The 23138-nt window shown below is 49.0% G+C and carries 21 protein-coding genes and 1 pseudogene; 14 read left to right on the top strand and 8 right to left on the bottom strand.

The annotated features are described in order from the left end of the window. The first annotated feature begins 83 nt into the window (after positions 1-83). Positions 84-365 (top strand): hypothetical protein, encoded by a 282-nt coding sequence (locus P6910_RS14280; RefSeq protein WP_317141958.1) that lies wholly within the window; start codon positions 84-86, stop codon positions 363-365. Positions 366-454: 89 nt separating this feature from the next. Continuing rightward, a complete protein-coding gene (locus P6910_RS14275) occupies positions 455-1255 on the top strand; it encodes a hypothetical protein (RefSeq protein WP_317141957.1) in 801 nt (266 codons plus the stop codon). Between the two features lie 20 nt (positions 1256-1275). On the opposite strand, the gene preA is transcribed toward P6910_RS14275, so the two are convergent. Genes preA through P6910_RS14260 form a run of 3 tightly spaced genes read right to left on the bottom strand, consistent with a single transcriptional unit; the run spans position 1276 to position 5455 of the window. After that, positions 1276-2511, bottom strand: a complete 1236-nt coding sequence (gene preA / locus P6910_RS14270) for an NAD-dependent dihydropyrimidine dehydrogenase subunit PreA (RefSeq protein ID WP_317141956.1) — start codon at positions 2509-2511, stop codon at positions 1276-1278. 13 nt (positions 2512-2524) lie between these two features. Further along, positions 2525-4063, bottom strand: a complete 1539-nt coding sequence (locus tag P6910_RS14265; protein ID WP_317141955.1) for an NAD(P)-dependent oxidoreductase — start codon at positions 4061-4063, stop codon at positions 2525-2527. A 21-nt stretch (positions 4064-4084) separates the two neighbouring features. Continuing rightward, positions 4085-5455, bottom strand: coding sequence for a sodium:alanine symporter family protein (locus P6910_RS14260; protein WP_317141954.1), 1371 nt, complete (start codon positions 5453-5455; stop codon positions 4085-4087). A gap of 390 nt (positions 5456-5845) precedes the next feature. On the opposite strand from P6910_RS14260, the gene P6910_RS14255 reads away from it, so the two are divergent. From P6910_RS14255 to sthA, 8 genes are all read left to right on the top strand, one after another. Next, complete coding sequence (locus P6910_RS14255; RefSeq protein WP_410493934.1) at positions 5846-6433, top strand: helix-turn-helix domain-containing protein; 588 nt, start codon at positions 5846-5848, stop codon at positions 6431-6433. Positions 6434-6577: 144 nt separating this feature from the next. Then, positions 6578-8026 carry a hypothetical protein gene (locus tag P6910_RS14250; RefSeq protein WP_317141952.1) on the top strand — a complete coding sequence of 483 codons (1449 nt, stop codon included), beginning with the start codon at positions 6578-6580 and terminating at the stop codon, positions 8024-8026. 47 nt (positions 8027-8073) lie between these two features. Next, on the top strand, positions 8074-8874 hold the full coding sequence (locus tag P6910_RS14245; RefSeq protein ID WP_317141951.1) for a hypothetical protein: 801 nt from the start codon (positions 8074-8076) through the stop codon (positions 8872-8874). A 218-nt stretch (positions 8875-9092) separates the two neighbouring features. Continuing rightward, complete coding sequence (locus P6910_RS14240; protein WP_317141950.1) at positions 9093-9221, top strand: hypothetical protein; 129 nt, start codon at positions 9093-9095, stop codon at positions 9219-9221. Between the two features lie 287 nt (positions 9222-9508). Then, positions 9509-10981 (top strand): carotenoid oxygenase family protein, encoded by a 1473-nt coding sequence (locus P6910_RS14235; protein ID WP_317141949.1) that lies wholly within the window; start codon positions 9509-9511, stop codon positions 10979-10981. Between the two features lie 241 nt (positions 10982-11222). Further along, on the top strand, positions 11223-12380 hold the full coding sequence (locus P6910_RS14230; protein WP_317141948.1) for an FAD:protein FMN transferase: 1158 nt from the start codon (positions 11223-11225) through the stop codon (positions 12378-12380). A 155-nt stretch (positions 12381-12535) separates the two neighbouring features. Continuing rightward, positions 12536-12781 (top strand): (Na+)-NQR maturation NqrM, encoded by a 246-nt coding sequence (gene nqrM / locus P6910_RS14225; RefSeq protein WP_317141947.1) that lies wholly within the window; start codon positions 12536-12538, stop codon positions 12779-12781. 248 nt (positions 12782-13029) lie between these two features. Continuing rightward, on the top strand, positions 13030-14424 hold the full coding sequence (gene sthA / locus P6910_RS14220; protein ID WP_317141946.1) for a Si-specific NAD(P)(+) transhydrogenase: 1395 nt from the start codon (positions 13030-13032) through the stop codon (positions 14422-14424). Between the two features lie 46 nt (positions 14425-14470). Here the strand turns inward: sthA and P6910_RS14215 are convergent, their stop codons facing one another. From P6910_RS14215 to P6910_RS26850, 4 genes and pseudogenes are all read right to left on the bottom strand, one after another. Next, complete coding sequence (locus P6910_RS14215) at positions 14471-15277, bottom strand: ion transporter (protein WP_317141945.1); 807 nt, start codon at positions 15275-15277, stop codon at positions 14471-14473. Positions 15278-15472: 195 nt separating this feature from the next. Next, positions 15473-16756: a cytosine deaminase gene (gene codA / locus P6910_RS14210; protein WP_317141944.1), complete on the bottom strand. Its 1284-nt coding sequence runs from the start codon at positions 16754-16756 to the stop codon at positions 15473-15475. A gap of 337 nt (positions 16757-17093) precedes the next feature. Continuing rightward, a protein-coding gene (locus tag P6910_RS14205) for an IS630 family transposase (protein ID WP_317141894.1) occupies positions 17094-18226 on the bottom strand; the annotation gives its coding sequence in 2 pieces (ribosomal slippage) (positions 17094-17806 and positions 17806-18226; 1134 coding nt in all). A gap of 18 nt (positions 18227-18244) precedes the next feature. Next, a pseudogene (locus tag P6910_RS26850) lies at positions 18245-18490 on the bottom strand (RING finger domain-containing protein); the annotation flags it as partial. A gap of 269 nt (positions 18491-18759) precedes the next feature. Here P6910_RS26850 and P6910_RS14200 point away from each other — a divergent pair. The 3 genes from P6910_RS14200 to P6910_RS14190 all read left to right on the top strand — a co-directional run bounded on the left by P6910_RS14200 (position 18760) and on the right by P6910_RS14190 (position 21234). Further along, positions 18760-19122: a hypothetical protein gene (locus tag P6910_RS14200; protein ID WP_317141943.1), complete on the top strand. Its 363-nt coding sequence runs from the start codon at positions 18760-18762 to the stop codon at positions 19120-19122. Positions 19123-19464: 342 nt separating this feature from the next. Further along, positions 19465-19695: a hypothetical protein gene (locus tag P6910_RS14195; protein ID WP_317141942.1), complete on the top strand. Its 231-nt coding sequence runs from the start codon at positions 19465-19467 to the stop codon at positions 19693-19695. A gap of 612 nt (positions 19696-20307) precedes the next feature. Further along, positions 20308-21234 carry a patatin-like phospholipase family protein gene (locus P6910_RS14190; RefSeq protein ID WP_317141941.1) on the top strand — a complete coding sequence of 309 codons (927 nt, stop codon included), beginning with the start codon at positions 20308-20310 and terminating at the stop codon, positions 21232-21234. Positions 21235-21288: 54 nt separating this feature from the next. Here the strand turns inward: P6910_RS14190 and P6910_RS14185 are convergent, their stop codons facing one another. Continuing rightward, positions 21289-21849: a Smr/MutS family protein gene (locus tag P6910_RS14185; RefSeq protein WP_317141940.1), complete on the bottom strand. Its 561-nt coding sequence runs from the start codon at positions 21847-21849 to the stop codon at positions 21289-21291. Positions 21850-22056: 207 nt separating this feature from the next. Between P6910_RS14185 and prmB the strand changes: the two genes are divergently transcribed. Continuing rightward, positions 22057-23043 carry a 50S ribosomal protein L3 N(5)-glutamine methyltransferase gene (gene prmB / locus P6910_RS14180; RefSeq protein ID WP_317141939.1) on the top strand — a complete coding sequence of 329 codons (987 nt, stop codon included), beginning with the start codon at positions 22057-22059 and terminating at the stop codon, positions 23041-23043. Positions 23044-23138 lie beyond the last annotated feature (95 nt).

Below are 23138 nucleotides of genomic sequence, written 5' to 3'. Positions count from 1 at the left end.
CAGTTACAACTGCAAGCTTATTAACTCAATCTGAATGATTCCCGCCTTTGAGGCTGTCGTAAAACTCCAACATCAGGGGAGGTATGCATTCCCACGCAGAGCGAGGCTGTCGCAAAACTCTGGTTCCCGCCTTCACCCCCGTCATTCCCGATTTCATTCTCGTCATTCCCGCGAAGGCGGGAATCCACACTGACTCACCACCAGAACCATACTGCCCGGTGCTCCCCTGGCCTTGTCATCCCCGAGAAGGCAGAGATCCACCGTTGGCGCTGGATTCCCGCCTTCGCGGGAATGACGAACTCAGAGCATGGGAACGAGCTGTTGGAGTTTTGCGACACCCTCAGAGCGTGGGAACGAGTTGTTAAATAGAAAAATCCTGAGTTTTGATTAATATTGAAAGTTTGGCTTCGTTCTGGCTACAGAGGTTGTAGCTTTTGAGAGGAATTTCGTCATTATGAAATACTCCGCTTCATATCTATTGCCTTTGCTGTCTACTTTAACTATACAGTCAGGCTTTACTCAGGATTTCGATTCGTCGTTGCCTCCAACTCCAACGATGGCTGGAAGGTTATGGACGGGTGCTTTATTTTTAGGTGCTGGGCTTGATCGCTCGAGGATCATGCCGAGTTCAAGCAAGCCATATAGCAGTAGTGAAGATGACAGTTCGTTTACCTTTACGGTCAGGTTGGCCCCATCGAATACAGGCAGTTATGCTGAAAGCACCACTGCTGGTAGCACAGAAACAACTTCATCAAATGATCATTCTTTAGCAACATATAATTCAGGGTTTCCGGTAGCATCCGCGACTACACATATTGCAATGAGCAGTTCTGACACAGGATTACTGACCTCGGATCCAGGCTTGGTAGTAATAGCAAGTCAGAAGAGAGCCGTTGACGAAGAATTAATGGAGGCGGTAAGTTACCACGATTTTGAAAGAGTTGAAGACTGTTTGAACAGAGGAGCTGATCCAAGTTATAGGCAGTCCACAGATCAGGATGATCCTAACGGGTTTATACAACCGATTACGCCTTTAAGATTAGTCATGTTTCGTATTTCAGACTGTTTATTAAATGATGAGGATTTGAAAGAGTTTTATAAAATCGCCAGATGCCTTTTAGATCATGGAGCAGACCCCAGACCTGCCATAAAAATAGCAGAAGAGAGATATGGAAAATATGAAGATGATTCAGGAGGCGACAGTGATGTGTTTATGGATATATGGAGAATTGTACACAATGCCGGAACGCAATAAATCCAACAGGCTCAAATGACCTACAGCTCTGGATTTGAGCCAGGAAGACTGATCATCGTGATGCACCCCTCAACGGGACAGGTGATCTGACAAAGGTTGCAACCGACGCACTCCCCCGGAATGACTTCAAACGTCCGGTCTTTTCCATCATCAGATGTTTGCAAGGCTATGGCCTGATGTTCAGTATCTTCGCAGGCCGCAAAACAACGGCCACACTGGATACAATGACTCTGGTTAATATGAGCAACACTTTTGTAGGTCAGATCCAGTCTGTTCCAGTCAGTAAGGCTGGCAACCGCAGCCCCACGAAACTCAGAAAGTACCCGGTAACCTTTCTGATCCATCCATCTTGAGAGTCCGTCAACCAGTTCATCAATGATTTTAAATCCATTCAGCATCACCGCTGTGCAGACTTGCAGGGTTGTTGCCCCCAGTGACAGATATTCTGCAGCATCCCGCCAGGTCGTGATTCCGCCCATAGCGGATATCGTGAGTTTGGCTGTTTCATCGTGTCGTGCCAGTTGTCCCACCATATTCAGGGCAACAGGTTTGACGGCCTCGCCGCTATAACCACCGCTGGTGTAATAATTGCCGACGGCTGGGCAGCCGACCATGGTATCGAGATTGACGCTGGTAATGGAGTTAATGGTATTGATCAGCGAGACCGCATCTGCTCCACCTGCGAGAGCGGCACTGGCTGTCTGGACAATATCGGTGACATTGGGCGTCAGCTTAACGATAACCGGCAGGCGTGTATGTTGTTTACACCATCCGGTGACTTTGGTAATGAGTTCGGGGACTTGCCCTACCGCCGCTCCCATACCGAGCTCCGGCATGCCATGGGGGCAACCAAAATTGAGTTCGACGCCGTCACAGCCAGTTGCCTCAACCTGATTGAGAATACGTTGCCAGCTTTCTTCTTCACAGGGCACCATCAAAGAGACAATTAAAGCCCGGTCGGGCCAGTCTTTTTTAGTCTGTTTGATTTCATCCAGATTGATTTGTAACGGGCGATCAGAAATCAGCTCAATGTTATTGATGCCCAGAATCCGCCCATGAGTATCCCGGTGGGCGGAGTACCTCGAGCAAACATTGGCCGGCGCCGGATCTTCACCCAGAGTTTTCCATACGGCACCACCCCAGCCTGCAGAAAATGCCCGGTAAACGTTGTACGCCTTATCTGTGGGCGGTGCTGAGGCTAGCCAGAATGGATTGGGGGAGCGAATCCCGAGAAAGCCGGTGCTAAGGTCTGCCATCACCTTTTACTACCTATACTTCGAGCGGTTGCAGAAACCGGTTGATATCTTCAGCAGCCAGTTTGCCATGCTGGACTGCATGGACTGTGAGATCTTCCCCTTTATCGACACAGTCGCCTCCTGCCCAGACACTGCCTATAGAGGTCCTCAATTGATCGTCCACTTTGATTTTTCCGTTCTGACTTCTGACAAGCTTTCCGGAAGAAAAGCACTCTGCTGTTATTGTCTGGCCAATGGCCTTGTAAACCCGGTCAGCGGGAATCACTCTCAGCTCGCCGGTTTCAATCAGTTGGCCAGCAGAGTCCTGAGTGGTTTTTACAAAACGAACGCCATGCAATTGCCCGGCTTTTGTCTCAAAACTTTTGGGTTTCAACCAGGGAATAATGCCAACGCCGTTTTCTTTTGCGAATGATTGCTCATGATGAGTGGCTGACATCTGTTGAAGACCTCTTCGATAAGCGATCGTCACTTCATCGGCTCCCAGTCGGCGCATTTGGCAGGCCACATCAATGGCCGTATTACCGCCGCCGATCACAACTACCTTTGAAGCCACCGGCAGTTCTGCGAGGTTTTTGGTTTGACGAATCCTTTTGATGCCGTCCAGTGCTTCTTGAATCCCTGCAGATTGCTCAGCGGGCAGTCCAATGGCTTTCGCAGACCCCAGTCCAATGCCAAGAAAGACGGCATCAAACTGAATGGTCAGGTCGGCAAGCTGTTGCTCAAGGTCGATTCTGCTCCCTGTCTCAAGGTTTATGCCGCCGATTTCGAAAATGAACCGGATTTCCTCCTGGGCATAATCCTCCACCAGTTTGTAGGCGGCTATGCCGTATTCGTTGAGCCCGCCGGGTTTGCTCCGGGCATCGAACAGGGTGATGTCATGACCCAGTCTGGCTAATTTGTGTGCACAGGCCAGGCCGGCAGGACCCGCACCCACAACTGCGACGTTTCGGCCTGTTTTCTGTGCACGTGTGAATGGGTGAGCAGCTTTCTGTCGGTGGTCAATAGCGTACCTCTGTAAACGACCAATCATCACCGGTTTACATTCTGGCGAGTGATTTCGAACGCAAGCCTGCTCACAAAGGACTTCTGTTGGACAGACCCGGGCACAGCTCCCCCCCAGAATGTTTTCTTCCAGAATAACCCTGGCGGCGCCGTCTTCATTATGATCAGCGATTCGGTGTATAAACGAGGGAATATTTATACCTGTCGGGCAGGCAGAAATGCAGGGGGCATCATGACAATACAGGCAACGACTGGCTTCTATATTGGCCTGATGGCACGATAACGGAGGCTTGATATCAGAAAAGTTCTCCTGATAAACCTCGTCAGACATTCGATGGTTCCTGATATCTTTACTGGCCATAAAAAAGACTCCTGACCGGTAAGTGAAACGACAGGTTTCTGGAATAGTAGCAGTGACAGAGCTGGCGGGTAGCGCTTTTTTATGGCTCTCTGAATATTTGTCAGGGTTTGGGTAAGGAGTGAAGTACTTAATGATGAGAGGGTGAGGAAGAGAGGTGCAAACAGAGGGTAGATCTGTTTGCACCTTCATTAGATCTGGTTAGAGGCCTGTTTACTCAGTGACTGCCTCTGATGCTTCAGATTGCTTGCCGAAGTATTCACGCACCAGCTTGAATACAACGGGGCTCAGCAGCGCCAGGGCAATCAGGTTGGGAATAGCCATCATAGCGTTCATAGTGTCAGCTACAAGCCAGATGAAATCCAGGCTCACAGTAGCGCCCACAGGAACCGCGACAATCCAAAGGAAGCGATAGGCTTTCACAGCTCTTGGGCCCATCAGGAATACTACGCAACGCTCGCCGTAGAAGCTCCAGCCCAGAATGGTTGTAAAGGCGAAGATAGCCAGAGAAATCGCAACTACATAGTTACCGACACCCGGCAGTGCGTCAGCAAATGCGGCAGAAGTCAATGCGGCACCGGTCGCACCTGAGGTCCAGGCACCGGAAGTAATGATGACCAGGCCGGTGATGGAGCAGACGATGATGGTGTCCAGGAAAGTACCGAGCATGGCAATCAGACCCTGACGAACGGGATCGTTGGTTTTTGCTGCCGCGTGAGCGATAGGTGCAGAACCCAGACCGGCTTCGTTAGAGAAAACACCTCGAGCGACACCAAAGCGGATAGCAGCCCATACCGCAGCGCCAGCAAAACCACCGGTAGCCGCGGTAGGCGTAAAGGCGTGAGTGAAGACCAGGCTCAGGGCGGCAGGAATTTGCTCAGCATTAATAGCCAGAACAACAAGACCAGCGACCAGGTAGGCAATGGCCATCAGGGGAACCAGAGTGCTGGCCACGGCGCCAATTCTACGGATGCCGCCAATCAGTACAGCACCCACCAGGAACATCAGAACAAAACCGGTCACTAAGGGAGGCAGGTTGAAGTTACTTTGCAGAACGTCAGCTACCGAGTTGGACTGAACGGTGTTGCCGATGCCGAAGCCGGCAATCGCACCGAAAATAGCGAAGGCTGTACCCAGCCATGCCCAGCGTGAACCCAGACCATTCTTGATGTAGTACATTGGGCCACCGTAGTGCCTGCCGTTTTCGTCGACTTCACGGTATTTTACGGCCAATACGGCTTCCGAGAATTTGGTAGCCATACCGACCAGGGCAGTACACCACATCCAGAACAACGCACCGGGGCCCCCCATGAAGACGGCAGTTGCAACACCGGCAATATTACCGGTACCGATGGTGGCAGAAAGGGCGGTCATCAGAGCCTGGAAGGGAGGGATTTCACCGGAGTCGCCGGCCCCGGCGCTGCGGCCTTGCCAGAGGAGCTTAAAGCCGGTGCCCAGCTTCAGGATGGGCATCAGCCGCAGGCCCAGCATCAGGAATAGTCCTACCCCCAGCATGAGAACCAGCATCATGGGCCCCCATACGACGCCATTAATGGCGCCGATGATTTCGGTCAGTGTTTCCATTATGAAACTTTACTCCACGCTATTTGATGTTCTGTTATTATTCTCAGGTCTTTGTTATACGACACTAAAGGGTGTCCGTTCAGTCATATGATCAGGGTCAGGACGAGACCTTTAGTGCTAAAGTTTCTTATCCTGACGGTACGCCTAACTTAATGAAATAATTGAGCAAATACAACGCTGAATGTTCTTTGGCAGATTTTTGGAGAAATTTAATTTCCGGGAAGCTTATTTCTTTTTACGGGAAGCTTATTTCTTTTTACGGGAAGCTTATTTCTTTTTACGGGAAGCTTATATAGTATCGAGTACGTCTGGAAGTAGAGATAACTATAAATGTCAGAACAGGAAATATCAGAGCAAGCGCACTTTCTGGAGCAGGAAAAGCAGTCGGTCATCATCTCCCGCAGTAACAGGGAGGCTGCTGTTGAGCCTTTGCAACTGGGACAGCGAGTCCGGGAAATCCGTCTGAGCCTCAATCTGACACTGGAAGAAGCCAGCCAGAAAACCGGCCTGGCCCGATCAACCCTCTCCAAAATAGAAAATGAGCAGATATCGCCCACCTTCACCGCTGTGACCAAACTGGTAAGGGGACTGGGTATTGATATCCCCCAGTTGTTCACCCAACCTGCGGAAAAGAAGGCCGCCAGCGGGCGTCGGGACATTACCCGAAAGGGGCAGGGGCGCCCACATCCCACCACCACCTATGAACATGAGCTGCTGGCGACTGAGTTGTCGGGCAAGAAGATGGTGCCCTTCAAAACGACGGTTTGTGCCCGCTCATTTGAGGATTATCAGGATTGGGTGAGGCATGAGGGTGAAGAATTTTTGCTGGTTCTCAGTGGCAAAATCATGCTTTATACAGAGTTTTATCAACCGGTAGAGCTCAATGAGGGTGACAGCACCTATTACGACGCAGAAATGGGTCATGCACTGATTTCACTCAGTGAGGAGGATGCCGTTATTCTCTGGGTGACTGCCTGAGTGACCTGCCTCTTCTATTGAATGGCGTAAACAGCCCACTTGTCTAAACTTGTTCGTTTCATTGAACTCTCTGCAATTTACTGAGTCTAACTTCTAAAGCCATTAAATCCTGGTTGCATTCATCGCACTGATAAGGAGGTTTCTATGATTCGGACACTTAAAGCCCTGTTGTTGTCATCTGTCACGCTGGTATCGTCACTGAATTCACATGCTGAGGAAACCCCGGTATTTCAGCTTGGCGCCGTCAATAGTGACGGTAACGCAGTTGTTATCGAAAGCAGGCCTGGCAGCAAAGTCTGGAAAACGGTTTTTAATGGTAACCTTCCCGGTTGTCTGATGAATGAATTTACCAATATTCCTCTAACCGGAAAAACCATGGCTCATCATCACAGTCTGAGCTCATTCCATAAGCCTCTGGGAAATAATCGCTTTGCTTTTGGTTGTTCCAATGGTTTGGTATTTGTTGGGGGCGACACAGAGGAGCTTTTCTCAATCGATTCTCCATCACCAAATCTTGGTTTCTTCAACTTACCCTATGCCAATTCGCCTGTTTATCTGGCGCATAATGCTGAATTTAATCAGCGCTATAAGAAAAACTGGTTGTTTGCCGCCCAGCATGGACATCTGTTTATCATCGACATCGACAAGAAGCAACTGGTGACGGTTCCGGGCTGGATAGACGAAACCTATCTACCCATGGGAGATGCCCGGGTGGGGGTTGATCACTCCAAACCCATGACCGGTTTAGATATTTACCAGGATAAAGAAGGAACTTTCCATGTGCTGGGTGTGATGCAAAGAAATCTGAAGAAACCGCAGAGTCATTACGCCAGAGCTCTCCTGCAAAGTCTTGCCCTCATCGGTGGAGAGCCTGACAGCCGTTGGTATGATATAGAGGATGAACCGATTAATGCGAAAGGCGATGGTCTGGTACAGTTCGGCGAAACCCGCTATACAACCAGTGATGTATTAGATATACACATAGTGGGTGAGATCTCTTCTTTAAGAGGAGACTTCAGTGGCCTTAATGTTGACCCTTATACCCGCTCAATGGTGCTCAGAGGCAAGCACCACCAGCTGGTGGTTGTTCGATACCCCGTAGAACCAGTCAGCATGGCTTATATTGGAGCTTGGGGAAAAACAGTGAGTTCAAAAATATTGGATGGCAAAGAACCGCCGCTGCTTGAAGATGGTTATTCCAAAACATTCAGAGTGACCCACGACTTTCAGGATAAATCTGATCTATTGCCAGCCACTAAAGAGACGAAGAAACGTTATGCGCATCATCATATGATCAGCATGAAAAAGGGCATTATCTATTCTGCAGAAGCGGACTTTGAAGGTTTTGGTCAATACGTCTATCAATGCGATACCGGTCTGACATCCGCAGAAGCCTGGAAAAAAGGTGCCTGGATAGAGCCCAGACAATGCCAGTGGGAAAAAGCTTCTGCGAACTACACCCGGCCCGACAAGCTGGAGGGGCTGAGCTATCCATTAAGCGGATTAAACTACTTTCATTCTTTTACTACCCGGGTGGTGGATGAGAAAGGCGTTGTTGATCCTAACCTCCCTGATTTAAGGGATGAACTCTAACAAGGCTGGGGGCGTGTTCTTGTGGCCAATTGGCAATGCAGTCGTACTTGCGCAAAAAAACAGGAAATATGATGAACATATCATCTACCGCAAACACTGTGTTTCGCCCCGAAAAAACCGTGAACAATAGTCCAGAGGAAAACAGCAACACCTCATTTGACGGTAAAAAAACAGGCCATGCAAAAACTGTCAGGGTTTATATAAAGGATTCGTTTATACAGACACATCAGTCATTAATAAATCCCTCTATTACCAACAAAACAACCATCCATAGCTTTGAAATCGGAGGGAGAGCTTATGGCTCATTTTGTGATGAGGGCGCTCATGAGTACATAAGATCACTTTTTCAAGACAAAGATGACGATATTTCTTTTGTTGTCAAAGAGCAGGATGACATTGAGTGTGAATATCACCCTCCAGCTCTCTGGGGAAAACGATTTGTCCAGTGGATTTCACAAGGGGCCAATTACTGTACGACTTGCGAAGACGATAAGGATCAGCTTCCATCATGTCATCAGTTCGAACATTTCTTGCACTGCGGAGTAAAAAAATTCTCTATTAAAAACGTTATAACCTGTTACAACGAAGCAATAGTCACTGATATAAAAACAGTTAAGCCATTCAGCTATCTAAACTTGGCAGATACCTTTACACAAGAGTGGATTCATTCCATGACCTACATAGGCTCCGGTTTCTGCATCGGTAAGTTTGGCACAGGTCCTATTGCTATCCAGACTGTTGAAAACTCTTTATTACACTGGCGCAACAAGGACTGTGAAAGCCCCAGGTCAATTACCTTACGGACTGGTTTATTGTACGCGGGCAGTAATTTTGCAGCATTCACCTGAAAGCCAGGCGTCGCCACGCTTTGCGCTTAGAAACTGAGTTCCTGCGCGGTTACATTTTTTATTTATCGAATGAGCGTAAACCCCGTTCTTTGAGAGGGTGTCGCAAAACTCTCCCCAGCGTGGGAACGAGTTGACTCACGACATTCCCGGCTCTCATTCACGTCATTCCCGCGAAGGCGGGAATCCACACTGACTCACCACCAGAACCATATTGCCCGGTGCCCCCCTGGCCTTGTCATCCCCGGGAAGGCAGAGATCCACCGTTGGCGCTGGATTCCCGCCTTCGCGGGAATGACGACCTCAGAGCATGGGAACGAGCTGTTGGAGTTTTGCGACACCCTCTTTGAGTCCGGGGATGTAAGCTCGGCCTGCAGAGCAAGCCTCTTGTGCTATTTTAATTTCCGTCAGGCGTTTTTAGCAATTACGCTACCTGACAGGAAAAGTAAAATACCTTCCGCTTTTTGCCCGTGTTTTTTAGCAATCCGAAGGGTAGAGCAGATTGTCGAATAAGGTGTATCCCGATATTGGGTAAGGGATACACTGCGGTCGGGCATGACCGTCTGGCTGCAGGAGTCCCCGTCGTTTAGAGGGTGTCGCAAAACCCCGCATTTCACTAGCAGAGAAGAGGGGGTAAATGATGCAGATTACCCATAAGAATGAGGTCAAACACAGCCTGAAACCCAGTTCACACCCCTATCTGAGTGGTGCCTGGACTCCCAATTTCACGGAATACACCGCCAGTGATATGGAGGTAATTGGGGAAATACCGACCGATATTGACGGCGTGTATGTAAGAAATACCGAAAATCCTGTGCAGGAACCCATAGGTCATTACCACCCTTTTGATGCTGACGGTATGATTCATGCGGTGTCAATTCGCGATGGAAAGGCTGAATACAGTAACCGCTTTGTTCGTACTAAGGGTTTTTTGGCCGAGCAAGAGGCCGGAGAAGCGCTGTGGGCTGGTTTCGTCAACGACCATAAGATGTCCAAGCGCCCGGGGATAGGCGCTCAGGGCAGTTTGAAAGATGGTTCATCAACGGACGTGGTGGTTCATGCAGGCAAGATAATTTCTACATTTTGGCAATGCGGTGATGGATATCAGCTGGACCCCTATACCCTGAACCAGTCAGGCACTGTTAGCTGGGCGCCCATCGATGGGATATCCGCCCATCCGAAAGTCGATGAAAATACCGGTGAGATGCTGTTCTTCAATTATTCCAGGTATCCTCCTTATCAACACTATGGAGTCATTAATCGTGTCGGCAAGTTGGTACACTACACGCCGGTGCCGCTGCCTGGTCCCCGCTTGCCCCACGACATGGCGTTCTCTAAAAACTACTCGATTTTTGCCGACCTGCCGCTGTTTTGGGATCCCAAGCTGCTGGAGGACAATATTTACTTCCCCTGCTATTACCCTGAGCTGCCTACGCGATTTTCTATCATCCCCAGGTTCGGTACCGAGAAAGACATTGTTCAGTTTGAGGCGAAGCCGACTTATGTACTGCACTGGCTTAATGCCTACGAGGGGGGTGATGAAGTTGTTCTGGAAGGATATTTTCAGGAAAACCCCGATCCGGCCCCCCTCCCTGGCTTGTCGAAAGGCGCTGGCAAACTGATGGCTCAGCTGGCTCTGAACCATCTTCAGCCGAAGCTGTATCGTTGGCGATTTAATCTGGTAACAGGTGAGGTTGTTGAGGGTAGGTTGGATGACAGGGACCTGGAATTTGGTACATTTAATCAACAATACGCCGGCCAGAAATCTCGATACGTGTATTCCGTTTGGGGTGAACCCAATATGTTTTTGTTCTCAGGCATGGTCAAACATGATACGCAGACCGGTGAGTCCTGGAGCCTGCCCTTCGGCAAACAACGCTTTGGCAGTGAAGCCCCTTTTGTACCGCGTATCAACGCTAAAGATGAAGATGACGGTTACCTGGTGACATTTATTACCGACATGAATGAAAACCGTTCGGAATGTGTGTTGATTGATGCCAAAGATATAGAAGCAGGAGCCCTGTGCCGCATTCTGCTTCCGCACCGTATCAGTAGTGGTACTCATGCTACCTGGGCTGACGGACCGACTATTCGATCGTATCAAAAATAGCAGGGGCTTCCGGGCCAGAGAGTGTTTTTATCTGGCCGACCTGGCAAAAGATCATTAACTCGACCGGAAAGACACCTGAGGGTGGTCTGAAGAATAGCATTCAGGTCTGCTCCGGCTTGCACAGTACTCAAAATTGGTGGTCTTATCAGATAAGAAAACTCACTGGTGCTCTGTACGGATGACGATTCACCGTTCCCGGTGGTACACTGCGCCCCCTTGAACGAACTCTGGAAGTGTCAGAATGGCATTTCCAGCTTCTACGGGAGAAAACAGGTTGTTGTCCAAATCCTATAAGCGGTCACTGTTGATCGGCTTAATTCTTCTGGCTGCTGGCTTTTATGCGCTGTCTTTGCGTCCTACCCTGAAGCATATAAAGGGTGAAACCATGGGCACTACCTACAGTATTACTTACGTTTCAACGCCTTTTTCCCATTCGGCAGACAGGGTTAAAAAGCAGGTTGACACACTCCTGGAAGCGATCAACGACAGCATGTCAACTTACCGTGAAGATTCCGAGCTGATGCAATTCAACCGCGCTGAAATCGGGAAGCCATTCAAGGCTTCCGGTGAGCTGGTGGACCTTGTCGAGAGAAGTCTGGTGGTTTCCCGTATGTCGGATGGTGCCTACGATGTGACTGTAGGCCCTCTGGTAAATCTGTGGGGTTTTGGGCCTTCTGATGCCAGCAGGCAAGCCTCACAAAGTAAAAAAGAATCGTCCGGTTCCGATGATAAAAAAGCCCCGGAGTTTGTACAATGGATGATAAATAATTATCCAGCTGAGCTGCCTTCTGATGAAGAGATTGCTGCAGCTCAAGCCAAAGTGGGTTATCAGGCGGTTATCGCAGATACCCGAAACGATAAGCTGACCCGAACCAAAGACGTCTTTGTGGATCTCAGCTCCATTGCCAAAGGTTATGGTGTCGACAAAGTGGCTTATCTGCTCAAGTCAGAAGGCATCAACAGTTATCTGGTTGAGATCGGTGGTGAGGTGATAGTCGGTGACTCTAAACCAGATGGCTCTCCATGGAAGCTGGGTATCCGGGGCCCTGCCATGACCGGCAGTAATCCGGCCCTGATTGTTGAGCTGGAAAACAGGGCCATGGCGACATCGGGCGACTATCTCAATTATTTTGAAGTGGATGGCCAGAAGTATTCCCATACGATCAATCCCCGAACCGGCCATCCTGAGATGGGGCGACTGGCCGAAGTGGCTGTGATTGAGGATAATGCTTCAGAGGCCGACGCACTGGCCACCCTGTTTATGGTTTTAGGTGATAAAGAAGGTCTGAAGCTGGCTAACAGGGAGGGAATCGCAGCCTACTTCACCTATCATACAGAAAAGGGTTTTGAAGCGGTCAGCAGTGATGCATTCAAACCCTATCTGCCAGAACAGAATTGAGTGATGACCAGGCTGATAACCCTGGCTGCCATTACAAACGACAGCGCACTCATGGCAATGAAAAGCTGTCATATAAAATTAACAGTGCCCGTGTGGTGCTTGATGAACATGAGTGTTTTCTTTAGCTACGGGCCTCTTGTCAGGAGGGCAATATCATGACACTGATGCTGATAACATTTGGAATCTTTTTGCTGCTGATGGCCTTGATGGCCATTGGTGTAATTGTTGCCAACAAGCCTATCAAGGGGTCCTGTGGTGGTTTGAGCACCCTTGGCCTGAAGGATGGCTGCATGATCTGTGGTGGTGGGGACAAGAACGACCCTTTCTCTGAAGTTCAGCATAAGGATATGGAGCATCTGTTTTACGATGCGACTGCCGAAAAGACTGTTAAGAAGACCTGATTTGCTCTCTGAATGGGCTTTCTGCTCCGTAGGAGGAGTGCGAATAATATCTGGAAAAACCGGAGTTTCCCAATACGGATGACCGATTGTTCCGGTATTGAATGTTAAGAGGCTGTTCCTTCTAAAGTTCGTGGATAGCCTCTGAGAAAATTAATAAAAATATGGGAGCCTTGCATTATCATGGACCTCTGGGCACATAGTTCATGACTTGATGCAATGCTGTCTGGACCGCTTTGAGGGGTTAAAGGATGGGCGTAAGTCACTACGATCTGGTTGTGCTGGGTTCCGGGCCGGCGGGCGAAGGGGCGGCAATGAATGCTGTCAAGCTGGGCAAGAAGGTTGCGGTCGTTGAACAGAATGCGTTTGTAGGTGGTAACTGTACCCACCTGGGCACTATACCTTCCAAGGCTCTGCGACACTCTGTCAAACAGATCATGGACTTCAATACCAATCCCATGTTCCGTGAAATTGGTGAGCCTCGCTGGTTCAGTTTTCCCAAGGTTTTGAAAACGGCTGAACGCGTCATTCAGAAGCAGGTACAGTCGCGCACCTTATATTATGCCCGAAACCGGATTGATCTTTATTTTGGCCATGCCTCCTTTGTTGACGAGCATACCATCGAGGTTCAGCAGGATAATGGTCATGTTGAAAAGCTTCACGGTGCCAATATCCTGATTGCCACCGGCTCCCGTCCTTACCAGCCTGCGGATGTCAACTTTCGTCATCCACGGATTTACGACAGTGATTCTATTCTTCAGCTAACCACCACTCCACGCCGGATGATTATTTATGGAGCTGGTGTTATCGGTTCCGAGTATGCTTCCATTTTCTCGGGTCTGGGTGTGCTGGTGGATCTGGTGGATACCCGTGATCGTCTGCTCTCTTTTCTGGATAAAGAGATTTCCGATGCTCTGGGCTATCAGCTGCGTAAAATGAACGTCATCATTCGCCACAATGAGGAATACCAGAAAGTGGAAATGCTGGATGACGGCGTGGTGATGCACCTGAAATCAGGCAAGAAGCTGAAAGCGGATATTCTATTGTGGGCCAATGGCAGAACGGGCAATACTCAGGATATGGGCCTTGAACTGATAGGTCTGAAGCCAAACAGCCGCGGACAGCTGTCTGTTAATGAGAATTATCAGACAGAGATCGATCATATCTATGCAGCAGGTGACGTCATTGGCTGGCCCAGTCTGGCCAGTGCCGCTTATGATCAGGGCAGGTCCGCGGCAGGTAATATGGAAAATATCGGACAGTGGCGTTTTGTCAACGAAGTACCGACCGGTATCTATACCATTCCGGAAATCAGCTCGCTGGGTAAAACCGAAGAAGAGTTGACAGCTGCTGCTGTGCCCTATGAAGTGGGCAAAGCTTTCTTCTCAAGGCTGGCCCGGGCCCAGATTACCGGCGAAACCGTGGGTATGCTGAAAATCCTGTTCCACCGTGAGACCGGTGAAGTGCTGGGAATCCACTGCTTTGGTGACCAGGCATCGGAGATCGTGCACATCGGTCAGGCTGTGATGTCCCAGAAAGGGGAGGCTAATAATATCCGCTACTTCCTGAACACCACATTCAACTATCCCACTATGGCGGAAGCCTACCGTGTGGCCACCTTGGATGGTTTGAACCGTTTGTTCTGAATATCCCCAACCTGCCAGACTAAACAGTCTGGCAAAGACCCGATGATTAGCTTTTCTTTTGCAGCAGGCGTTTGATTTCGTTCAACTGTTGCTGCAAATGTTCAAGGGTGGGTTGGCCCTCTCTCTTGATAGCTTCTTCTTCACTGCGCACTTTTTGACGCTCTTCCTCCAGAACATTGACGACAATACCGATGATCATGTTCAGAAAGGCGAAGGTCGTGAAGAAAATAAAACTGAGATAGTAGGCCCAGCTCAGTGGATAGACAGTCATGGTTTCATACATGACATCGGTCCAGTCTTCGAAAGTCATGACCCTGAACAGGGTTAGCATACTGATGGAGATATTACCCCAGAGTTCAGGATTGATTTTCAGGAAGAAGGTGCTGCCAACAGCGGCATAGATATAAAAAATAATGAACATCAGCAACATGACATAACCGAGTTGCGGCAAGGCTTTCAGCAGTGAGTTCAGCAGAAGTCGAAGCTCGGGGATGACAGATATCATCCGCAGTACCCGGAAAATTCTGATTAATCGACCCACCAGAGCCATCTCGGTACCGCTGACCGGGATCAGGCTGACGAGCACTATCAGGGTGTCAAAGAGATTCCAGCCGGACTTGAAGAAATTTTTTTTGTTCTCTTCACCAAAAAAGCGGATCAGTATTTCCACCAGAAAAAAGAGTGTAATACCAACATCCAGCACGCTGATAGTGCCTTCAAGGTACGGTGGCAGGTTATAAGTCTTTGCGCCAATGACCAGGGCAGAGAAGATGATGATACTAACGACAAAGAGTTCAAATAGCTTGTTGGAGCGTATGGCGTTGAAGCGAGCCTGTAAATCGCTGTTTTTCATGGTTTGGTTACGATTAAAAAGGGCGGGTTGGCTGCCCTGGATGCGACTGCACCGGGCTATGTTTTAATTTTAAGGTAGTCATTCTACCTTGAATTACATTGCCTCCCCAAGAGGGAGGCAATTATTTTTTTAGCAGGTAGATTCTGAGAGGGAAGAATCTGCCTCTCAGAATCTCTATTAGAGGCTGTGAAAAGCTTATTGAGGGCAGAAAGAATAATCGATATGGCCAGACAGCGAGTGATTAGCACTGATGGATGATTCTGCAGGTCTGGTTTGTGCAATCAGCTGACCGTTGCGAAAGGAGTGGGTTACCACTGACTGACGTCTGATAGCATCAAATACAGTCTCTGAATCCAGCAGAATCAGGTTGCCGGGTTTCCCTTCTTCAATCCCGTATTGGTCCTGAATATTCAGGCATTTCGCACTGTTAATGGTAATCAGGTCAATGCCCTGATTAATCTGGTCCAGCCCTGTCATTTGACAGCCCACCAGACCTGTAAACAACACTTGTAGCATATTGCAGCCCTGCATCGGGAACCATTGGTCAACAATGTCGTCCTGACCGAAGCAAACATTTACACCGGCCTCAAGCAGTTCTGGAATACGAGTAATACCCCGGCGTTTCGGGTAAGAATCCATTCGCCCCTGAAGATTCAGGTTGGTCACCGGGTTGGCAATGAAGTGTATGCCTGACCGCTTCAATAGCCGCATCAGCTTCACTACATAGGCGTTGTTATAGGAATGCATGGCAGTAGTATGACTGGCAGTTACACGCTGGCCCATGTTGCGTTCCAGAGCCAGACAGGCAACAGTCTCGACAAATCGGGATTGTTCGTCGTCTATCTCATCGCAGTGAATGTCGATCAGGCTGTCGTATTTTTCCGCAAGGTCAAAGGCGGTATTAAGAGAGTCCAGAGCATATTCACGGGTGTATTCAAAATGGGGAATAGCGCCGATGGCATCACAGCCCAGCTTCATGGCTTCTTCGAGAAGCTCTGCACCTTTAGGGAAAGATGGGATGCCTTCCTGCGGAAAGGCGACCAGCTGGATATCAATCAGATCTTTAACTTCTTCTTTCAGCTCAAGCAGAGCATGAACCGCGGTAAGACCCGGGTCGGTGGTATCAACATGACTGCGAACATGCTGCACGCCTTGGCCTGTATACCAGGCAAGTGCTTTTTTGGCTCGTTGCCTGACGTCGTCGTGAGTCAGTTTTTTCTTGCGCTCAGACCAGTTTTGAATCCCTTCAAAGAGGGTACCTGTGCGATTCCAGACGGGTTCACCTGCCGTTAGACAGGTATCCAGATGGACATGAGGATCAATGAAGGGAGGGAGTGCCAGCTTACCCCCGGCGTCAAGGCTATCAGTGTCAGGCTGGCGTTGAGTTGCAGCGGGAGTAATGCTCAGGATCATGCCCTGATTAAAAAGGATATCAAACAGGCCTTCCTGTTGATGTAGACGCACATTTTCAAGACGCATGATTTACCTCAGCCCGCTTTTGCCGGATTAGGGCAGTTTTTTAGAACAAAGCATGACAGATAAAGGCGAAATGCACCATTACCACCAAGTCGGGCTAATGGTACAACAGTTTCCAGATAGAAAAATCCCGAGAAAGCAGCAACCCAAGCGCCTCCAGGGGAAGTCACCAGTGATTTCTTTTAATTAGCGGTATTCAACTCTGACTGAGTCATCGACTAAATTCCCTGCCTGAGGGCGCCATGTCAGCAGCCCACGTTGAGAGAAGCCTAAATTTTCCAGCACAGGCAACAAACCGCCTCCTAAGGTGTCTATCCTATCAATCGTCGAAACTAGTACATCACTCCGATTTGATCGTCGGGTAAAGCTTCTTGAGTTTTACCCGAGCATCCTCGGTCGTAAATCGCCATTCCATTTTGCTTTCTACACCATTACGCTGGGACTCCCACGCTTCAATCTCTGATTTCAGTGCGGCCTGATCGGGTATGCGTCTACTTAAACACTGACGACTGAGAATACTCAATTCAATCTCTGCCATGTTGAGCCAGCTTCCATGCTTGGGTGTATAGATGATTTCCAACTTACTGGCCAACCGATGAGCCTCTCCTGGTTCAAAGGCTTTATAAAGAGATGCAGGTGTATGTGTGTTCAGGTTATCCATGACAAGACGGATGACATCAGCTTTTGGGAAGTGAACATCAACCAGCTGTTTGATCTGGTGAGCCCAGTCGCAGGCAGTTCGGCTATCAGTCACCTCGATATGTCGCCAACCTTCCAGTGGCGCAAAAAACATGAAGAGAGAACTCACACCATTGCGCTCATACTCATTGTCATATTTTAGGGGTTGGCCAGGCTTCATAGGGAGTGGAGTCCTGACCTCCAAAGTATGCTGCTTACTGCTCTCATCCATACAGATCAGTGGTCGATTCGGATCATGTGGTTGTTGATAAACATCCAAAACACGTTCCATAGCGCAAACAAATTCTGCGTTTGCTTTTTTTGGAATACACCACTCCTTTTTCTGCCAAGGCTTCAACTCGTTTTTTTTAACTCTCGGCCAATGGTTTGATGCGAGATGGAATTGACATGCTCCAACTCAACCATACGGTCAGCGAGAAGCTGTAGCGTCCAGCGGCTATGACCTTCTGGTGGTGTTGAGCAAGCCAGAGCTGTCAATGCCGCCTGCTGCTCCCCCTGGAGTTTTCTTGGGCGGGCAATGCCATTGAACTTGCTATTAACAGCAATATCCAGCCCTTCAAGTACACAGCGTTTGCGTGTTCTCTGAACCGTTTTCGTTGAAACACCACAGGTTTGGCTGGTCTGGAGCTCCGTCAGTTTTGGCCCGTTTTCATCGAGACACAGGAGGATCTGGGCATGAATACGTTTATGCTTGGCCACCTTGGTCTGGTGAATGAGGTCTTTTAATTGCTGCTGTTCGTCTATGGACAGGCGGATACGGTATTGAGCTGGCATAGGTCACCCTGATCTGAATCAGGGAGAAGAATGCCAGAATGGAAAATTCCGGCATTGCTGCAGGACAAAGAAACTGGAGTTATGTACTAGAAAGCTCGACTGCATGGCAGGCTCTGGTCGTACTTCCCTTGCCCCGAGACTGGTTCTGCACATAGGACAGTTATTATTGGCCGATAGCCAGAGCGCCAGGCAGTCTTTGTGAAACATATGGCGGCAATCTTCGAGAATCCTGACTTCCCTTCCGGCAAAGGATTCGAGACAAACAGGGCAATTATCGGTCGGCTGTTGATAAAGTGGGACTTGGTGTGCCGGGTGGTGTGGTTCCGTTCATATCTCATACTCCTGTCTCTGATTTTTCAAATGGCTTATAGCCTTAAATCATTGTCTATGTATTTAGTTCCCTGTGCTTATAGAAAAGTTCTTATGCTGAGAAGGTTTTAAGCAACAGGTAATACTTTGATCTAATTGCGAGATGTGAACCCAATCCCTACTGTTAAAGTATCGAAGTAAAGTCTTATGACAAGGATATTAATATGATCTTGGAAAAACTTTGCGGTCAAAACTGGCCTGCCCATTTAAGAACAAGCTCAGGCTGCATGGCCAATGGTGTTGCCCGGGGTGACTCAGGAAGATTCCGAGCCCGAGAGGTAGGGTGTCGTCAAGTTGAAGAGAATTTGATTTCAAAAGGTGTCTCTGACATAACATTCCGATCCGCCACCAGAGGTCTGGTGAATATCTCTAAAAGTCTCGCTGCTGCCGCTAATTCTTGTGGGAAATTACCTGATCGTAAGGTAAAAGCAGCGGCAGTAGCTGCTGAATTCACTATTAAGTTGACAATGAAGCTGGTAGTGAAACCACAAATTTCTTCTTATTTAAAAACAGCCGTCAAACCATGATAACAAGGCCATTTGACCATCGGACTTGAAAGTGATTTAAACGCTCTCTACCAGCTTTTGGCAGGAGAGTTTTCTGTTGCCCCGCCTCTTCAGAAGCGATGGGTATCTTCAGGGAGGCACTTAACTGACAAAATGACCTCTGTAAGGGAAAATTTCGAGACAAAGATTGATATGAAAGGGTGAATAGGTGGCTGATAGCAGGTTTTCTGCAAGCTCATTACCTCAAGCAGTCAACTTTCGTGAAACACAACCATTCACTGGCAAAGCATCTTAAAACCTCTCTTGGCTGGCATCAATCCCATATTGGCCTTATTGCGCTGGTTGTTTTTTGGCCTCATCCAGATGGGTTCAGTCAACCTGTCCCGTATTGCCCGAACTATGGGGCACGGTACCGAGATCGACTCCAGGCGTAAACGTCTCAAGCGCTTCTTCGCCTGGAGTGGCATGGAGCTTGATGATATTGCCAGAATGGACGTTGACTGGATGGTGCCCGAAGAGAGAACTGGGTTGTCTGTCTGGATCACACAACTGGGACTTTGGCCAGTTCAAAATCAGCATCATGATGGTCGCTAAGTAGGAGGTCGTCATTCCCGCGAAGGAGGCTGTCGCAAAACTCTGGTTCCCATGCTCCAGCGTGGGTGCCCATACCTATCTCGCGCTGCAGAGTCCGCTTTTAAGGGGGAGGTATGCATTCCCACGCAGAGCGAGGGTGTTGCAAAACCATTAAGCAGCTTCATGAGCGCAGGTAACTCCAAAAAACTTGCCACCCCCATGCGACAGTTTTAAATTTTGGGTTTTAGCGATCATTAGCCATTGAGTGCGGATGATCGCTAATATTTCCCAAATCAGAGCGTGGGAAGGAGTAGTTGGGCTTTTGCGACAGCCTCGAAAGCGGGAATTATTCAGCTTGAGTTAATAAGCCTGCAGTTACACCTGCTGGCGAGTACCCACTCTTCCTTTTATATCAAGATTCGCTAAGAAATTGTCCCCTGCAGGGCAAAATGACACAGGGGTGTATTTCTATGACACTCAAATTCCAGTCAGCGAAAAAATGAGTTCTGCTTTTGTTGCCATTGCTTTCATTAATAATCACGACTCAGGAAAAGTATCCAGATGCTATAGACCTGTGGCTTGACTGGGTTCATGCTATTGCCCAACGTAAGCAAAACACAGGACACAAGAGCAATGACAAAAAGAGTAGCTCTGGTCTTGGGCAGTGGTGGTGCCCGGGGTTATGCCCATGTCGGGGTCATTCGGGAGCTGGAGGCCAGAGGGTACAAAATTACGGCAATAGCCGGCTCTTCCATGGGCTCATTGATCGGTGGTCTCTGGGCCACGGGTAAACTGAACGAATACTGTCAATGGGCTGAAACCCTTGATTCGTTCGAGATTATCCGTTTGCTGGATATTTCTTTGGGGCGTCCGGGTGTCATCAAGGGTGACCGCCTGTTTGAACGCATGCGCGACATTATTGGCGACTGTCGTATAGAAGATCTGCCGATTCCCTATACAGCGGTGGCTACCAGTTTGACTTATCGCAAGGAAGTCTGGTTCCAGCGTGGTGATCTGGTGACGGCAATTCGTGCTTCCAGTGCCATTCCTTCTTTGTTCAGTCCAGTAGAAATACATGGTCAGGTGCTGGTAGATGGCGGTGTGCTTAATCCTTTGCCAATGGCACCTGCAGGGTCCGCTCTGGCCGATATGGTTGTGGCTGTTGATCTGTTGGGTAAACCTTTTCAGAAAAGTGATGGGCTTGATGAGAGAGAGAAGGAAAAGAAATCCATTTTTGATGGGCTTATTGATAAGTTTGTAGGTGTCAATGAGAGTAAAAAGTCCCAGGATGAACTCAGCGCTTCCATGAGCCTGATGGAAATTTCCAACCAATCCATGGAAGTGATGCAGGAGTCACTTTCCCGATACAAAATGGCGGGCTATCAGCCAGATGTCCTGGTCAACGTACCTCGTAACATCTGTCAGTTCTATGAATTTCACCGCTTTAACGAGATTGCGGCTGTGGGCAGACAATTGGCTATTGATGCCCTGAATCAATGGGAGTCCCTCCATCAGGAGGAGTCCGCCATTCTCATGGAAGCAGAAGTTTCCTCTGTGTGAAAAAATCTCAACACATTATTCAGGCTGAGTGTTGAAGCTGTTTGTGGAGGGCTATCAGGCTTTTCTCTTCAGAAGCACAAGAAGCGACCCGGTCCCGCCTTCTGAAGGTGGTGCTGAACAAAATGCCAGAACTTCCGGAAGCTGTCGCAGCCAGTGATTGACATGACTTTTCAGGGTGTTCTGGCGATTGGTACTGCGGTGTGATTTGCCATGGATAATTCGAACGCACTGCATGCCTTCATTGCGGCAGAACAATAGAAACTCTGAAATCAGCTCTCTGGCTTCCTCGATCCTGTAACCGTGGAGATCCAGTTGATACTGGATAGGCAATAGTCCCTGGCGTAGCTGACGCATACGGGTATGTTGAATACCTGATCTGCTGTAGACCAGTTTTTGCTCTGGTTCTATAGGTTCAACCCAGGCTTCCGAAAGAGCGGCTCCCCCCGGCTTATCTTCCATCTGAGCAGCCTGCCGACGGGCTCTGAGGGTACTCTCGGGCACTTTAGTCGCCGGTTTTTTGAGCTCGGCAGAGCGGTTGGCTTTCTTCAATGGCTGCACGTCCATCATGGCTTCTTTGAACAGGCCTTCCTGATCGTCGTTATCGTTTTCGGTCATGACTCTGCGCTCATTTTTAAACAGATTTTACAGGCCCACGGTAGCCTGAAATGAAGGTATTTTAACCCTAATTGTGGTCTGACTAATACCGTGGCAGGCTGTTCGGAGCCGTTTGCGGCGAAAAAGTGGTTCTTTGCCAGTGCCTGAATATGCTACCTTATGGCGGTTTTGCAGGGGAGATCCTGATAGTGACCCTGAGGAGAGAGAGTGACAGAAATCAGTGAGACCCATACCGGCAAGTCCTGCAGGGTCAACAAGTCTTATGATGGTCTGGTCAGTATCCGAGACTTCATTCGCTGGGCAGCATCACGATTTAACGAAGCCGAGCTGTTTTTCGGGCATGGCAGTGATAATGCTCTGGATGAGGCTTTTCATCTGGTGTTTCAGGTGTTGCAGTTGCCCTGGGAATTGCCGGAACCCTACATGGACTGCCGACTTTCCCTGAATGAGCAGGGGAGAGTAGCAGAGCTGATCGAGCGCAGAATTTCAGAGCGCAAACCGTTGGCTTACCTTGTCAATCAGGCCTGGTTCTGCGGTCAACCCTATTACGTTGATGAGCGAGTGTTGGTGCCTCGTTCACCGATTGCCGAGCTGATTCAGCAACAGTTTCAACCTTGGCTGATGGACGTCCAGGTCGAAAGGGTGCTGGATCTTTGTTCAGGTTCCGGTTGTATTGGTATTGCTGCGGCCCATGAGTTTCCTCAAGCCACAGTCGATTTACTGGATATATCAGAAGACGCTCTGGAAGTGGCGGGTATCAATATCGACAGTCATGAACTCTGGGGCAGGGTTCAGGCCATTCGTTCTGATCTTTTTGAAGCGATCGACCATGCTCCGGAAAAGCCAAAGTATCAGTTGATTGTCAGCAATCCACCCTATGTGGATGCTGAAGATATGGCTGATTTCCCCGACGAGTTCAGCCACGAGCCGGAACTCGGTCTGGCTGCGGGGGAAGATGGTTTGGATATGGCCCGCGTTATTCTGGCACGTGCCGCAGACTTTCTGGATGAAAAGGGTCTGCTGGTGCTGGAAGTAGGTAACAGTCATTGGGCCCTGAGAGATGAGTATCCTGATGTGCCGTTTATCTGGCCGGAGTTTGAAGCAGGCGGCCATGGCATCCTGATACTGGATGCCGGGAACTGTCGTAAGTATCAGCCTCTGTTTAGCAGCCGTGAGCGAAGAAAGCAGGCTTAAACAGCTATGAATGACTGAAACCTTTTTCTGGAAAAAGGTTTCACACTAGAGCATTAGATCCCTGACGGGAGCAACGACGGACAACCGTCAGAGGA

This window comes from Endozoicomonas sp. 8E (assembly GCF_032883915.1).
Lineage (GTDB): Bacteria > Pseudomonadota > Gammaproteobacteria > Pseudomonadales > Endozoicomonadaceae > Endozoicomonas_A.
Note: the sequence above shows the minus strand (reverse complement) of the source record. Positions and strands in the feature narration are given on the sequence as shown.